Below are 15,407 nucleotides of genomic sequence, written 5' to 3' on the forward strand. Positions count from 1 at the left end.
CTGTTGGGCCTCTAAGATGGGCTCTCTGTCTTTGGCTCTTTATCCAGTAACGCTGCTATTTGTTCTGGCTGCACTGGTGGGCTAAACAGATAACCTTGTACGACCTGACAGCCCATCACGTGCAGTAAATAAGCCTGCATTTCAGTTTCTACACCTTCAGCCACTACTGCAATTTTCAGATAGCCTGCTAACCGGATAATAGTAGCGGTGATATTACGGTCTTGTTCGGACGTATCCATATCCTTGATAAAGGCCCGGTCAATTTTCAGAGTATCGATAGGGAAACGTTTCAGGTAACCCAAAGACGAATAGCCGGTACCAAAATCATCCAATGCCAGGGTAAAGCCCATAGCCTTGAGTTGATGCATGACCTCAAGACAATGTTCTGCATCACGCATCATAGCGGTTTCGGTGATTTCCAGTTCCAGTACACTGGCATCCAGTTGATAGTGCCGCAACTCCTGCTGTAAGAAGTCGAGTAAGTCAGGTTGTTGCAGTTGTTGCACTGACAAATTCACCGCAACCCGGCCCCGCATCCGGCCTTGCTGTTGCCATTGTTGGATCTGTGCACAGACCTGGCTGAAGACCAGCCGGTCCAGTTGAATAATGACGCCATTTTCTTCAGCAATAGGGATAAACATCAAAGGAGACACTATGCCTCTGACTGGGTTATGCCAGCGGCATAAGGCTTCATAACCTACTATGGTGTTGCTGCCTACGTTGTATTTAGGCTGGTACACCACCTTAAATTCACCTTGATTGATACCACGCCATAAATCGCTCTCCAGCGCCAGATATTCAGGGGTGCGTTGCAGCATCTTGTCATTAAAAAACTGCGCATTATTACGGCCCATTTGTTTGGCATGGTGCAAGGCTGTATCGGCACTTCGTAACAATATATCTGAAGAACGGCCATCATCGGGATAAACCGCTATACCGATACTGGCGGTTAGAGTAATTTCCAGATCACCAAGCATTAGGGGCTGACGGATATGCATCAGTAATTGCAGGCTCAGGCGGTTTAACAACAGGTCAAATTGCTCAACACTGAAATGAGACGGCACCAGAATAGCGAACTCGTCGATCCCTAATTTCGCCAGAATGTAACCCGCAGGTAATTGTTTTTGTAAACGTTCTGCCACCATTTTCAGCAACTGATTACCGCTATCGTGGCCTAAGGAGTCATTAATTTTAGCGAAACGATCTAAATCAACTAATAACACTGCAAAGTGAGGAAAGCGGCTGCTGCAACTAAAAAAGGCTCTATCCAGATGTTCCAGAAATAAAGCCCGGTTCGGTAATTGGGTGAGCGGATCTCTGGTGCTGAGCTTACGCAGTTCCCGTTCATTCAGTTTACGGTTGGTCACATCAGAGAAAATAGCCAGATAAAGTTTTGGTTCCTGTGTCCCCTTACCTGATAACAAGGTAATAGCCAGAGATAAGGCAAAGCTATCACCATTGGCTTTTTTACTCCAGACTTCTCCCCGCCAGAAGCTAAATTGCTGTAGCTGTTGCGCTATGGTCTTCAGTAGCTCAGTCTGGTGACCCTGAGCTGTGTAGAGTTGCAGAATTTGGCCCTCTATTTGTTTAGCGTCAAAACCTGTGATCTGACAAAAGGCCTGATTTACTTTTTCAATCCGCAGTTGTTCGTCACCGAGCCAGACCGCATCCTGAGTATTGTCAAACAGGGAACTGATCATCAATTGTTGCTCAAGCTGCTGATGCAAACGTTTTTGATGCGCACGATAACGCCATAACAATAATGCCAGCATCAACACGGATACAAACAACATCAACCAGAGCCAGCTCTGTTGGATCCACCAGTAACGATTAAACTGTAATTGATAGTCACCAGCCTGTTGCCAATTCAGGCCGTCCCGACTCGCTTCTATAGATAACTGATAGCTGCCGCTATTTTCCAGCTGCAGTTTAAAATGGCGTTGAGGATAGCTCAGTTGTACTGCCGAAGCTTTATCCAGACTATAGCGGAAGTAATTCCATTGCTGGCCTGAAGCCGGATAATGGCTCAGACGAAATTCCAGTTCAGGTCCCCAGCTGTCAATAAACAGCTGATGCTCTTTTTGCTTCAGATGTTGTCCGTTTTCAGTGATGAGGTCGAGGCGTAATGGATTGATTACCTCAGAGTTTTTGTATTGCCGCAGCGGTAACCTATAGTGATTAATGGAACTGTTGAGCAGTAGTTGTTGCTCGATGACTTGAGGCTGAAAGGGCAGCAGGTATTCACCTTGATTCAATTGCCATTGTGCCACCGAGCTGTTGTTCAGATCCAACAAACTCAGCTGTTGTCTGGACCAAAGCCAGAGTTGTTGATCCTGTTTGAGCATATGCTGTTGCTGCCAGGGGACTTGCCACTGCTTTTGGAGGGCTAACTTCAGCTTCTGATCGTGCTGAGGTTGATAAAAATACAGTTGATCCGGGGTTAGCAGCCATAATCCTTGTGGTTCAGACTGCAAATCCGTGATCTGACGGGGATCTAGACAAGGCGTAGCGCTACAAGGCGCAAATTCGTAGCTACGCAAGCGCTGTTCTGTCAGTTGATAAGAGTAGAGGCCGTCATGGCCAGATAACCAGAGTTGTCCGGATTGATAGCGCACAAATGACCAATTTGTTTCCGCGCTGAGTAACGCAGCGCTTTGGCCTGAGTGTTCCCACTGCCACAAGCCCTGCTCCGTCAGATACCAGAATTTTTCTTCAGCAAGTGTCATATCCACTACAGGCTGCTGGACCAGAGCAATCCAGTTTGCCGTTTTTGCATCATAACGCCAGATTTGCCGGTCTACCCAGACAAAATACTGCTGCTGTTGCTGCCAGAACTTTCTGACCTGTTCAGGAGCGAAAGGAAAAATCAGACTGAGTATTGGATCAGAACCTCCTGACTGCAAAGTTAATTGGTGCTGCGCTATCTGCCAGAGTCGGTTTTTATTATCCCAGATTTGTACTTTTTCAATCGCCTGCATGCTCAGAGTTGAAACCTGCGCTAATGCTAAAGTTCCGGCCGTGTCAGCCAGCCAAATATTCTGATGGCGGTCGGCAAATAACTCAGTCCAGGCTTGGACCAATGGTTGGGTCTGCCAGGTTTTTTCAGCTGGCTGGTACAAATACAAATGTTGAGGAGACAGCAGCCAGACTTGTCCCAATGGATCGACTTCCAGATCTGTCGCATAAAAATGATCTGGCGGGGTAAGCTCCTGAAGTTGTTGGTCTTTTAACTGATAGAGTTGCTTGTTCTGTACCAACAACCAGAGCTGCTGATCCGGACCTAAAGCTAAATCTGTTTGCTGTGGCAGCTTCAGCGGATAGTGTTGCCAGCTTTGGCTAGCCAGGTCATAACGGGTTAATTGGGCGTCTTTGGACCACAACCACAACGAGCGACCATCACTGACACCTTGCACCCAAGCTGATGCTGAGCTGTTGCGCCACAGCAGAGTTGCATGATCAGTCGCTGCAGACCATTGCCAGATTTCCTGCTCAGTTAAAATCAGCGGTACGGCACTGTCGGATAGAAATAAAGCTTTAATAGGCTGCTTGCTTTGCCAAATTTGACGGAACTGACTTGTGTTTTGTTCAAACAGCCAGAGTTGATCCATACTCGCCAGCCATAACTGCTGTTGATTCAGCGTCAATAATTGCACTAAAGCCTGAGTCTGTAGTTCCTTGGGTAAGTTATAAGACTGGTGTTCATGGCCATCAAAACGATGCAACTGAGTACTGGTACTCCACCATAACAAACCAGAGTTATCCTGAGTAAATAGCTCTATGGCCAGATGCTGTGATTGACGGGAGTTCACCACGGGTTGCACTTGCAAATAGGCTTGAAGACCGCTGCTGCAAAAGATTAACCAAAGTGCCAGATAAAATTTAAAGCAACGCTGCAGCATCTGAATTCATTCTCCGGATCATCTTTATTAACTATATTGATACGCCAGCAAGCTAAGTCACACTATAGCTTGATGCTTTTCAGCCTGGCAAACTCAAGGCCTTGCGCCTGGATAACCCAATTGACGCCAGGATTCATAGACAAATACTGACACTGCATTGGAAAGATTCATCGAACGACTATCAGGCGTCATTGGAATGCGCAGCCACTGTTCTTTAGGTAAGGTCGCCAGCAGATCCGCAGGCAAACCACGGCTCTCAGGGCCAAAGACCAAGGCATCACCTAATTGATAAACCGCATCACTATGGTGATGGCTGCCTTTAGTAGTGCAGGCAAAGACCCGGGTTGGTTGAACGTCCGTTAAAAATGCCGCAAAGTTTGCATGACGTTTCACATCCGCAAATTCGTGATAATCAAGACCCGCTCTTTTAATACGTTTATCATCCCAGGCAAACCCCAATGGCTCAATTAAATGCAGACGAAAGCCAGTGTTGGCACAAAGACGAATAATGTTGCCTGTATTAGGCGGGATTTCAGGTTCATATAACACTATGTCTAGCATGATGATTTCCAAATTCTTAAGCGCTGTGAGTGTAACAAAATTGGCGTACAATGCCTATGGATGCTGATGATGAAAGAGGCGCATATGGATAGTTTAAATACGAAGAAAACAAGGACTACAGATTACCAACTGTGGGTGAAACGTTCAGGCTACCTGACGTTAACCATAGCTCTTACTATTCTGTTGCTGAAGTTCAGCGCAGTACTGGCAACCAATTCCAGTTCGGTGCTGGCCTCTTTTACCGATGCTTCTATGGATTTGTTGGTCTCAGTATTGAATTTCGCTGTATTGCGGTATGCGTTGCGTCCTGCCGATGACAATCACAGTTTTGGTCATGGCAAAGCGGAGGCTGTGATGGCCTTGTTGCAGGCTGCTTTTTTAACTGGCGCAGCGGTGTTGTTGTTAACTCAGGCGTTCAGTCGTTTTCACCAGACAGAAGTCGTACAGCAATTGGAATTTGGGATGGGCATAACACTGCTTTGTGCATTGTTAACCCTGACTCTGGTTATGGCTCAGCGCTGGATCATTAAGCGCACTGGCTCTTTAGCGGTCAAGGCTGATCTACTGCATTATCGCAGTGATTTATTAATGAACCTGCTGGTGATAGTGGCGCTGTTTTTCGCCAGTCAGAACTTACTTTGGGTGGACAACCTGGTGGCCATACTGATCTGTGGTTATTTACTCTACAGCGCATACGAACTGGCAAAAGAGGCGCTACAGCATTTACTGGACGAACAATTACCTGAAGAGCAGTTGTTACTAATAGAGCAAGCTTTACTGACTCAGCCTGAAGTGCTTGCTGTAGAGCAACTAAAAACCCGTCAGGCTGGGCCCCATATATTTATTCAATTACGTCTGGTGCTTAAGGATGATTTATCTTTATTGGCCTCTCATAGCATAGTGGATAAAGCTGAGCAGCAGCTGATGACTTTATACAAACAAGCCGAAGTTATTATTCATGCAGAGCCTTATTCAGAGTCCGAGCTGAAGCACAAAACGGTTCAGAGCCGCAAAGAACTGGTTACGTAGCGGGTCGGTTTCAAAAATAATTTCATGCAAAGCGCCCTGAATTTGTACCAATTCACAAGGCTGGCCTTGCTCTGAGTGTTTCTGCTGATACAGCTGCTGCATTTGGTTGTCTACCACAGGATCCTCTGTTGCCTGCAGGATCAATTGAGGCAAGGTCAGAGCGGCTGCCTGTTGCAACGCCTTGATGGCGAGCAGGGATTGTTGTAACCATCGACTGGATACTCCGCCTAGTTGTAATTGTGGCTGGGCCTGATACAGCTGGCGAAACAGCTGATAACGCACAGGGCTGTGAGTCAGATGATTGCCGGCAAAAGCTTTATCCTGATAAGGGGTTTGACCCGGAAAGTAGCTGCTTTGTCTGCCGCATAAATTATTCAGTGTTGTAATAAAGCTCACCAGTATTGTTGCTACTGTTTTTGGCAAAGGCTTGCTTTGAATGCCAAACATAGGGGAACAATACACAGCTCCGCTAAAACCATGCTGAGGATGTTGCTGCAAATAACGGCACAAAATGGCACTACCCATGGAGTGCGCTAATCCCAGGAGCGGAGCTTGTTGTGTAGGCACTATGTGCTGCTCTAGCCACAGTGCGAAGTCCTGCACATAGTGCTGAAAATCAGCCACATCACCTAAATGCCTATCTGCATTGATCCTGTCCGACAACCCCTGACCGCGGTGATCAATCAAATGCACAGTAAAACCTGCCTGATACAAATCAAAGCAAAATTCCTGATACTTCTGCGCTGCCTCAATACGGCCGGGAGACAGCACTATTTCAGCGCGTGGCGCCGGGTGACGGAAGCAGCTGTAACAAATCTGCGTCTGGTCAACACTTAAAAAGGATTGATGCAGACCTTGTTGCCAGAACTTTTGTAATTCAGGCTGAGCCTGTGTCAGTTGCTGTTCGGTAAAACTGGCAGTCAAAGGTTTATGTGATGGTGCAGACAATCAAAGATCCTTAGTGGCTCAGAGGTAACAAAATCCGTATTAATAAACCGCCTGTTGCAGGTACAGAAGCTTCGATACTGCCCTGATGTTGCCGTATGGCTGAGGCCGCTATCGCCAGGCCAAGGCCCGTACCATTTTGATGTTCGCGTACTGTCGATACCCGATAAAAAGGCGAAAAAATGTGCGATAAACTTTCTTCCGGTACACCAGGCCCCTGATCCTGTATCAGCAATTCGAGCTGTTGTTCGTGTTGCTTCAGCGTGCATAAAATCAAGCTTTCTGCCGGGCTGTATTTAATAGCGTTTCGCAGCACATTTTCAATAGCACGGCCCAATAAACGTTGATCTGCGGCCAACCAGCACTGTTCAGGTGCATTGAGCTGTACCTGTTGTTGTTTTGCGTCGGCCTCCAGTTGATTTAACTCAATAATAGCGCTGAGCAGTTCTGTTAAGTCCAACTGCTGTTTTTCCAACGGGTACTGACCTGCATCGAGGCGACTGAAGGTTAATAACTCATCCAACAGTTGATCCAAAAGTTTCAACTCCATTTCTATACGCTGCAATTGCGGATGGTCACCTTGACGTTGTTGCAATGCCAGGGCTAATTGCGAGCGGGTCAGTGGAGAACGTAATTCATGCGACACATCCCGCAGTAGGCGCTGCTGATTATGGATCAGGTTTTCTATCTGGGCCGCCATGGTATTAAAGCCCCGGCCTAAATCACCCAGTTCATCTTTACGGGCAGCCAGGGCGGTCACCCTGTTGTCCAGTTCTCCTTGAGCAAACTTTAAATGGCTGCTGCTGAGTTCACGTAAAGGCCGGGTGATCGACAAGGCCAGAATGAGACTGGCTACCGCCGATACGGCCAGAAGCAAAGTCAGTAATGAGCCTTCCGGCAGTGCATGCAGTTGCCACCAGGCTTGTTCAGGTCGTTGTTTTAACTGAAACAACGCAATATTTTTGTCTGAAATGACTGTCAGCAAGGGTCCGGCCACATAGGTATTTTTGTGCACCAGTAAACGCGGACGGTTCAGTTGCGACAGTTCAGTCAGCCAATTCGGATCAAAGTTTGAGGGCAAAGCGTCCGGATTGAGTAACTGATTGCTGTCCACATCGACCATCAGCCAACGCCCTTTGTATTTACGTTCCAAATCGCGTTGTAAGGTCGTCAGGTTGGCAAAAGGCTGAAAGTGTTCTTTCAGGTGCCTGAATTGCTCTGCGACAGGGTGAGGTAAACGCCGTATTTCAGTTTGTTCAGGCCAGCCTCTGGCGAGTAAAATTGCGCCAGCCACGGCTACAGACAGCACCAGCCAAAACCACAAAAAAATTCGGCCAGCCAGATAGTTCACCGGATTACAGCGGGACCAGTTCATCGCTATTCGCCTTCCAGCAAGACATAACCTAAGCCTCTTAAGGTCTGAATTTTCTCAGCCTCATCGTAGTGAGCAATTTTTTTGCGGATATTACTGATATGCATGTCCAGACTGCGATCGTACAGTTGCAATCTTTTCCCCAGAGCCAGCTGACTTAAATCTTCTTTACTGACTACATCTCCGGCATGGCGCATCAACAGTTCAAGAATTTGGTATTCAGTGGCGGTCAGTACCAGCACATTGTCCTCCACAAAAATCTGGCGTTTGGCGCTATCCAGCCTAAGACTATTCACTTGCAATGACGCCAGTTGAGGTTGCTGCTGTTGCTGGATCAGCTCAACCCGGCGCAAAATAGCTTTGATGCGTGCCACCAGCTCACGGGGGCTAAAAGGTTTGGCCAGATAATCATCTGCACCGAGTTCAAGCCCAACCACCCTGTCTATTTCATCCCCGCGAGCGGTCAGCATCAGTACAGGACAATAACTATATTGGCGTAGCTGTTTTAATACCGTCAGGCCATCCATACCCGGTAACATGATATCCAGCAGCACCAATTGAAAAGCGTTGGATCTGGCCAGTTCCAGACCTTCAGGCCCCTGATGCACAGCTTTAAACTCATAACCGTCCAGTTGCAGATACTCGGCAACCAGTTGGGTCAGCGCTACATCGTCATCAATCATTAATATAGAAGTCATTCTGGCTCCAGAGCATTTTTTGCCAGTGTAAAAGACAGCGTAAACTTGTTGCAGTCCTTTACACAACCTTTACGTTGGCTTTGCGCTGCTTTGCATTGGGTATCGTAAGCTATCACTGTCGCAATGAGAGCCAAACAAGGCAAATGAGGAAAGACACTATGAAACATTCTACAGTGATTGCATTGGTATTCAGTGGTTTATTAGCTGCCACCAGCATCAGCAGTTTTGCAGGCCCTGACCGTGGTCATGAAGGCCACGGCCCGGCAGCTGGTTTTCATATGAAAGCCTTAAAAGGGCTGGATTTAACGGAGGCACAAAAAGATCAAATTAAAACTCTAATGGAACAACACCGCGCCAGCATGCCAAAACGCGATGAACTCAAACCAGAAATGGAGCAGCTCAAAGCCCTGGTGCAGGCAGATACTTTTGACGAGGCGGCGGTGCGGGCTTTATTGGAGTCCAGACAGAAAGACAAACTGGATCACGAAGTGGCCCGCGCTAAATTACAGTTTGAGATCAATAAGGTGCTGACAGTGGAGCAAAAAGCTAAATTAGCAGAGCGTCAGCAAAAATGGCAGGAAAAAGCTAAGGCCAGAGCAGAAGCTAAGTCTTAATTTAAACAGCTGAGAAACGGCGGTCTGCTGATGCAGGCTGCCGTTTTTTTATTGATAAAGCTGCACTTACTCTTTCACGATCATCACACCGTGCTTTCCTTACCAGCTTGACACTGCTAACTTATCGCTTTTTGCGTTTTGGGGTGAGTTATGAAAAAAAGTCTGTCGTATTTGAACTGGAGCCTTGCGCAGTTAAAGTGGACCAGCCTGGGCAGTTTTGTGTTGGCTGCGGCTGCAGTGGCTGTGTTTGTTTTTTTTCCAAAATACACAGTGCAAAGTGATGGCTCAGATTTATTGCAGGTACCCGCGGTCCTCAGCGGCATGAACTGTGATGCTGATTTAGCCGGTAAAGGCATTATTTATCTAAAAAGCAGCTTGTCGACGGAGTGGTTACCGCTGCAAGGCAGACAGGATTGCGACAATACCCAGCAGTTGTATGGCTTTTTAAACAGGGAAAATCAGCTGATATTTTTTATTGAAAACAAAGTCGGAGACTTCTTAATTCACGGTGTGCGCACTTCGGCGACCAACAAAAAACTGCTGTGGCCGGAAAACAACATCATCGTAATGAACAAGTGGAACAGTCTGCCGCTGGTACTGGCATTCGTCTTCTTTGTCTGTGGCGTGATGTTTTGGCGAGCTTATGCGCAGCGTACTGAGTTTTAAGCAGCTACTGGCCGTAGTTGTTCTGTCAGCCACTGAATAAAATGAGCCACAGCGGTGCTTTGTATGCTGTCGGTTTTGTAATGCAACTGATATTGGCCCCAGGGCAGCTGATAGCTGAACTGGCGTAATGCCACCAACTGACCGCTGGCTAAAGCTGTGCCAGCGATAAAGTCATTCGACAAGGCAAAGCCACTACCCGCTGTGACAGCTTTTGTCGCCAATAATGCCAGATTGACATAACGCAGTTGCATAGCCGCTGGGCTGCGTAGCTGCTGATGTTGACACCATAATTGCCAGTCTTCCCCGGTTTCTGAACTGTAAAGCGGGTAATGCAGTAATTCAGCTGCGTTGTCCGTCTTTAATAGTTGAAACTGAGCCGGAGCACACACCGGATACCAGAACTCAGTTCGTAGTTGCCGGCTGACAAAACCAGCCGGAGCAGGCCAGGTGCCCAGGATAATATCGTATAGCTCAGGATCGGCGTTATTTGCCATCGAAGCCATATCCAACAAGGTATCCAACTCCGGATGTTGTTGTTTAAACAACTCCAGACGGGGAGCCAGCCACTCTACAGCTATGGAGGTTTGTGCCAGAATTTTGAGTTGGACAGGCGGCTGATTGAGTAAATGCTGAGTCACAGAATTTAGCCGGACAAAACAGTCCCGCACCACTGAATACAACATATCGCCGGACTGGGTCAGCTCGACACTTTTATTTTGTCTCAGCAGCAAAGGCTGGCCAATAAAGTCTTCCAACAGTTTCACCTGATGACTGACTGCACTTTGAGTAACATAAAGTTGTTCTGCCGCTTTGCTAAAACTTTTTAGTCGTGCTGTGGCTTCAAAGGCTTGCAGTGCTTTCAGTGGAGGTAACATGGATGAATCCAATTCATGATGTGTTGAATTTATATCATTTTAATTCATGTAATCACAGCTGCATACTTTGAACTATCAACAGAATAGCGGAGCAGAGAATGAGTCAGATAGGCGGGAAAACCAAACAACAAGCGCTGGACAGCTTAGAACCTATGATCGCGGGCGTCGAAGCCATCAGCGCCGCTGAGTATCAGGCCCGTATTCACAAGGCACAGCAGCTAATGCAGCAGCAGGGTATAGATGCTTTATTCCTGAATGCGGGTACTAATTTAAGTTACTTTACTGGTACCCTTTGGTACGCCAGTGAGCGTTTGGTTGGTGCTTTGCTGCCAGCTAGTGGGGAGCTGGTCTACATCAGTCCTGTATTTGAAATCCCGACTCTGGCAAGTTTTCAGGTGATGAAAGGCGAGGTTTTGGGTTGGCATGAACATGAAAATCCGTACGAGCTGTTGCTGAGCACCTTCAAGCAACGCTGTGCTAAAGCCGAACCAGTGCTGGCGCTGGATGACAGCAGTGCGTTTTTTATCTTCGAAGGTTTACGTCAGGCTGATCCAAAGCAGCAGGTCGTCAGTGCTAAAGCCATTACACAAGGTTGCAGAGCGCAGAAGTCGGCAGCAGAAATAGCCATTATGCAGCGAGCTATGGATATGACCTTAGCTGTACACAAAGCTGTGGCCAGTATTTTGTATGAAGGCATCAGTACAGCGGAAGTGGAAGCTTTTATTGATGACGCCCACCGTAAAGTCGGGGCCAGTGGTTCGTACTTTTGCATCGTGTTATTTGGACCAGATTCGGCGTACCCGCATGGGGTGAAAACGCCAAAAAACCTTGAAAAGGGCGATATGGTGTTGATTGATACGGGCTGTCGTTTATTGGGCTATGTCTCTGACATCACCCGCAGTTATGTCTTTGGTCAGCCTACAGCTCGTCAGCGTGACATCTGGTCTGCAGAAAAGGCTGCTCAGGCGGCAGCTTTTGCAGCGGCAAAGTTGGGTTTGGCTTGTGGACTGGTGGATGCCGCAGCCCGTGAAGTATTGGAGTCTCATGGCTTAGGACCGGATTATGCTCTGCCTGGTTTACCACACAGAACAGGCCATGGTATCGGCATGGACATTCACGAAGGGCCTTATCTGGTGCGCAATGAACACACGCCACTGGCTGTTGGGATGTGCTTTAGTAACGAACCTATGATCTGCGTACCAGGTGAATTTGGCGTACGGCTTGAAGATCATTTTTATATGACAGCCTCAGGTCCCCGTTGGTTTACTGAACCAGCCATCAGCATAGAGCAACCTTTTCCGCTTTAATTCAGCGTGGCTCAGTCGTATTCGAACCAGCTGCTTTGAGTGGCTGGTTTTACCTTTTGCTGATATTCAGTAACTTTTGCCAACCGAACCATTACAAATGGTCACAGGGTTTTTCCTGGTTGTTCTTAGACTAGAGCTAACTGAAGGAGATCTGTGATGAAGCACTGGGCTTTACTGGTAGGGTTGGGTTGTTTGCAGCTGTCTGGATGCAATATGGAATTGCTCGGCGCAGACAAGGCTTTTAATTTTGATTTCAATACAGGCAGTCATGGCTGGACTGCTGGCTTTTCAGATTATCCTGCGGATAACGCAACAATTTATCAGTTGGAGTCCGGGCTTCGCGCTTTACCGGGCGAGTCGGCTAAAAAGGGATTTTACCTGTCAGGCATGAATCGCAGCGACGATCTGTTTATGTATTTAAAGAATCAGTTTTCCGGGCTTGAACCTTCAACTAAATATTACGCCAGAGTACGGCTGACATTTTTATCCAATGCTGGTGTGGACTGCGCCGGAGTAGGAGGCGCACCGGGCGAAAGCGTGTACCTGAAGTTTGGTTATGCTGATAAAGAGCCCAGGCAGGAAGGTTATTACCTGAATGTGGATAAAGGACAGCAATCACAGTCTGGCAGTCAAGCCAAAGTGATAGGTCATGTGGCAGCCAAAGATGCGGCTTGTGATGGCTCGACATTTGCTGCAAAGACAGTACAAACCACCACCAAGGAACGAATTCCTTTGTACAGTGACGGGCAGGGGAGAGTTTGGGTTTTTGTGGGTACAGATTCTGGCTATGAAGGCTTAACTTCGTTGTATTACACCAGCATAGAAATTGCGCTCGAGCCTTTTTAACGCGAAAGACCAATTTCCTGCCGGTCAGATGTATTGATGTGGCATTTGACCGGTTTTTTTATTCAGTCGGACTGAATTTACCAGCAAGAAGGGATGAACAACTCATCCCTATTCCATATTCAACTCTTTCAGCTTACGGGTCAGCGTATTACGACCCCAGCCTAAACGTTTAGCCGCGTCCTGTTTATGACCGTGGGTGTAATGCAGTGCTTGTTGCAGCACAATCTTTTCAAACTCCGGTCCTGCTTCTGCCAGTATATTTTCTTCACCTGCATTGAGCTTTTGACTAACCCAGGCCGCTAAGGCATCTTGCCAGCTTTGTTGACCACCAGCCGTAGAGTTAACCACCACTTTAGGTGCAGTAGTCAGCTCGGGCGGTAAGTCGGATAACAACACCTGCTTACCGCTGGCCATCACCGTCAGCCAACGACAGCTATTTTCCAGTTGACGTACGTTACCTGGCCAGTCGAGCTGAGCTAAAAATTTTTCGGTCTCAGGAGCGAGATTTTTCGCTTCGACATTCAGTTCGCGGGCCGCCTGCTGCAGGAAATGCTGTGCCAGTTTCGGGATATCCTGTTTGCGGTCCTTCAATGCCGGAATTTGAATACGGATCACGTTCAGGCGGTGAAACAAATCCTCACGGAATTTGCCTTCAGCCACTAAAATCTCCAGATTCTGGTGCGTTGCCGCGATAATACGCACATCCACACTAATGCCCTGATGACCACCGACCCGATAAAACTGGCCATCTGCTAAAACCCTCAACAAACGGGTTTGCACATCCAATGGCATATCACCAATTTCATCGAGGAATAAAGTGCCGCCATCGGCCTGTTCAAAACGGCCCTTGCGCAAATTGGCTGCGCCGGTAAACGCGCCTTTTTCATGACCAAACAGCTCAGACTCTATTAAATCTTTTGGAATAGCGGCCATGTTCAATGCGATAAAAGGCTGCTCCGCTCGTGGGCTATGTTTATGCAGCGCATGAGCCACTAACTCTTTACCCGTACCTGACTGACCGTTGATCAGTACACTGATACTGGAGCGTGATAAGCGGCCTATAGCGCGAAATACTTCCTGCATAGCCGGAGCTTCGCCGATAATTTCCGGTACTTCAGTTTGTGCCACAGCCTGCTGTTTTGGCTGTTTGGCCTGGCTATGAGCCAAAGCGCGTTGTATCAGCGACACGGCTTCGTTGACATCAAAAGGTTTAGGCAGGTACTCAAAGGCGCCTTTTTTAAAGGCATTGACGGCGCTGTCCAGATCCGAATGCGCCGTCATAATAATGACGGGCAGTTCAGGCGATAACTCCTGCAATTTAGTCAGTAATGCCATGCCATCTGTGCCCGGCATCCGAATGTCGGATACCACTACGGTAGGTTGTTCATACTGCAAGCGTTGCAACATTAAATCGGCCGACGCATAACTTTCACAGGCAATATCAGCCCTGGCCAGTGCCTTCTCTAACACCCAGCGGATCGAATTGTCATCATCAATAATCCAGACTACTTGCTGCATTGTTCTTCTCCAGAGTTATTGAGCGGTAAATACAAAGTAAAAGCCGTTTGCCCCGGCCAGCTTTCGCAATCAATCCAGCCACCGTGCTGGTGAATTAAGGTTTGAGCGATCGACAAACCTAAGCCTGTACCGCCGGGTTTGCCTGTGACCATAGGGAAAAATAAAGTGTCTTTAATTTCAGCGGGAATACCAGGGCCGTTGTCTATCACTTTAACGGCTGCGACTAAACGGTGGCGGCGGCCGTGAATGGTATGCTGATTGAGGATCCGGGTTTGTAAGGTGATTTGCCCGCCTTCAGTCAACACCTGCTGTGCATTGCCCACTATGTTTAGCAGAGCTTGCTCTATCAGTTCAGGGTCGAAGGAAAAATCCGGAATGCTGGGATCATAATCCCGCTGAAATTGCACATGAGTAGGGTTGTCCATTTGCGCCAGCTGGCTGACTCGTTCCAGCACCTGATGTACGTTGGATGGCTTTTTATTCGGAGCTTTGTAGGGGCCGAGTAAACGGTCTACCAAATTTCGTAGTCGGTCTGCCTGGGCAATAATCAGCTGAGTGTATTCTTTCTGATCGTCATTTAATGACTCTTCCAGCAACTGAGCTGCGCCACGTAAACCGCCTAAAGGGTTTTTAATTTCGTGAGCCAAACCGCGGATCAGCTCTCGCGCAGCTAAATGTTGGTGCTGTTGCAAACTTTCCAGACTGATTTTGCGCTGTTGATCGACCTGACGTAATTCCAGCATCAAGGCTAAATGGGGCTGTTCAATCAGATTGACTGTCACGTCCAGCAAAATATGTCGGCCATCCAGTAATACGGCCTGTACATCACTGATGCCAAAACCTTGCCGGTTTTGCAATGCGGTTAAAAAGAAACTGGAGGTTAGATCCGTGTACTGAAATAAGGTAAAAAAATACTGCTGCGCCAGCCGTTTTTCGCCCACACCAAACATAGCCGAACTGGCGGTATTAAAATACTGCACCTGTAGCTGGCTATCGAGCACCAAAATGGCGGTGCTGAGCTGATCGGTAAAGTCGGTGGTGGAAAAATCCATCGTCTTTTGTTCTTGGGTCACTGTG

13 protein-coding genes are annotated in these 15,407 nt (G+C 47.7%); 5 read left to right on the forward strand and 8 right to left on the reverse strand.

Translation table 11 applies throughout. The features are described 5' to 3' along the window. Positions 1-11: 11 nt before the first annotated feature. Positions 12-3,899 carry an EAL domain-containing protein gene (locus IEW88_RS01495; protein WP_147903010.1) on the reverse strand — a complete coding sequence of 1,296 codons (3,888 nt, stop codon included), beginning with the start codon at positions 3,897-3,899 and terminating at the stop codon, positions 12-14. Between the two features lie 93 nt (positions 3,900-3,992). Beyond that, complete coding sequence (gene trmL, locus IEW88_RS01500) at positions 3,993-4,460, reverse strand: tRNA (uridine(34)/cytosine(34)/5-carboxymethylaminomethyluridine(34)-2'-O)-methyltransferase TrmL (RefSeq protein WP_147903009.1); 468 nt, start codon at positions 4,458-4,460, stop codon at positions 3,993-3,995. Positions 4,461-4,544: 84 nt separating this feature from the next. On the opposite strand from trmL, the gene IEW88_RS01505 reads away from it, so the two are divergent. After that, complete coding sequence (locus IEW88_RS01505) at positions 4,545-5,489, forward strand: cation diffusion facilitator family transporter (protein ID WP_185148519.1); 945 nt, start codon at positions 4,545-4,547, stop codon at positions 5,487-5,489. Here IEW88_RS01505 and IEW88_RS01510 read toward each other — a convergent pair. Genes IEW88_RS01510 through IEW88_RS01520 form a run of 3 tightly spaced genes read right to left on the reverse strand, consistent with a single transcriptional unit; the run spans position 5,433 to position 8,504 of the window. Next, complete coding sequence (locus IEW88_RS01510; RefSeq protein WP_147903007.1) at positions 5,433-6,437, reverse strand: alpha/beta fold hydrolase; 1,005 nt, start codon at positions 6,435-6,437, stop codon at positions 5,433-5,435. The two genes, IEW88_RS01505 and IEW88_RS01510, sit on opposite strands and share 57 nt — an antisense overlap. A 10-nt stretch (positions 6,438-6,447) precedes the next feature. Beyond that, entirely contained in the window at positions 6,448-7,809 is a 1,362-nt protein-coding gene (locus IEW88_RS01515; protein WP_147903006.1) for an ATP-binding protein, read from the reverse strand. Between the two features lie 2 nt (positions 7,810-7,811). Continuing rightward, on the reverse strand, positions 7,812-8,504 hold the full coding sequence (locus IEW88_RS01520) for a response regulator transcription factor (RefSeq protein ID WP_147903005.1): 693 nt from the start codon (positions 8,502-8,504) through the stop codon (positions 7,812-7,814). A 158-nt stretch (positions 8,505-8,662) separates the two neighbouring features. Here IEW88_RS01520 and IEW88_RS01525 point away from each other — a divergent pair, with 158 nt between their 5' ends. Further along, complete coding sequence (locus IEW88_RS01525) at positions 8,663-9,118, forward strand: Spy/CpxP family protein refolding chaperone (RefSeq protein WP_185148518.1); 456 nt, start codon at positions 8,663-8,665, stop codon at positions 9,116-9,118. A 150-nt stretch (positions 9,119-9,268) separates the two neighbouring features. Beyond that, the gene (locus IEW88_RS01530) at positions 9,269-9,784 is read left to right on the forward strand and encodes a hypothetical protein (protein ID WP_147903003.1); all 516 of its coding nucleotides are present in this window, start codon (positions 9,269-9,271) and stop codon (positions 9,782-9,784) included. On the opposite strand, the gene IEW88_RS01535 is transcribed toward IEW88_RS01530, so the two are convergent. After that, the gene (locus IEW88_RS01535) at positions 9,781-10,659 is read right to left on the reverse strand and encodes a LysR substrate-binding domain-containing protein (RefSeq protein WP_053423869.1); all 879 of its coding nucleotides are present in this window, start codon (positions 10,657-10,659) and stop codon (positions 9,781-9,783) included. The two genes, IEW88_RS01530 and IEW88_RS01535, sit on opposite strands and share 4 nt — an antisense overlap. Positions 10,660-10,757: 98 nt before the next feature. Between IEW88_RS01535 and IEW88_RS01540 the strand changes: the two genes are divergently transcribed. After that, on the forward strand, positions 10,758-11,966 hold the full coding sequence (locus tag IEW88_RS01540) for a M24 family metallopeptidase (protein ID WP_147903002.1): 1,209 nt from the start codon (positions 10,758-10,760) through the stop codon (positions 11,964-11,966). 156 nt (positions 11,967-12,122) lie between these two features. Continuing rightward, positions 12,123-12,812, forward strand: coding sequence for a hypothetical protein (locus IEW88_RS01545; protein WP_147903001.1), 690 nt, complete (start codon positions 12,123-12,125; stop codon positions 12,810-12,812). 108 nt (positions 12,813-12,920) lie between these two features. On the opposite strand, the gene glnG is transcribed toward IEW88_RS01545, so the two are convergent. Further along, a complete protein-coding gene (gene glnG, locus IEW88_RS01550; protein ID WP_053423872.1) occupies positions 12,921-14,330 on the reverse strand; it encodes a nitrogen regulation protein NR(I) in 1,410 nt (469 codons plus the stop codon). Further along, positions 14,318-15,403, reverse strand: a complete 1,086-nt coding sequence (glnL, locus tag IEW88_RS01555) for a nitrogen regulation protein NR(II) (RefSeq protein WP_229670235.1) — start codon at positions 15,401-15,403, stop codon at positions 14,318-14,320. Before glnL ends, glnG begins: the two co-directional genes overlap by 13 nt. Between the last annotated feature and the right edge of the window lie 4 nt (positions 15,404-15,407).

It is taken from the genome of Rheinheimera tangshanensis (assembly GCF_014645135.1).
In the GTDB taxonomy this organism is placed as follows: domain Bacteria; phylum Pseudomonadota; class Gammaproteobacteria; order Enterobacterales; family Alteromonadaceae; genus Pararheinheimera; species Pararheinheimera tangshanensis.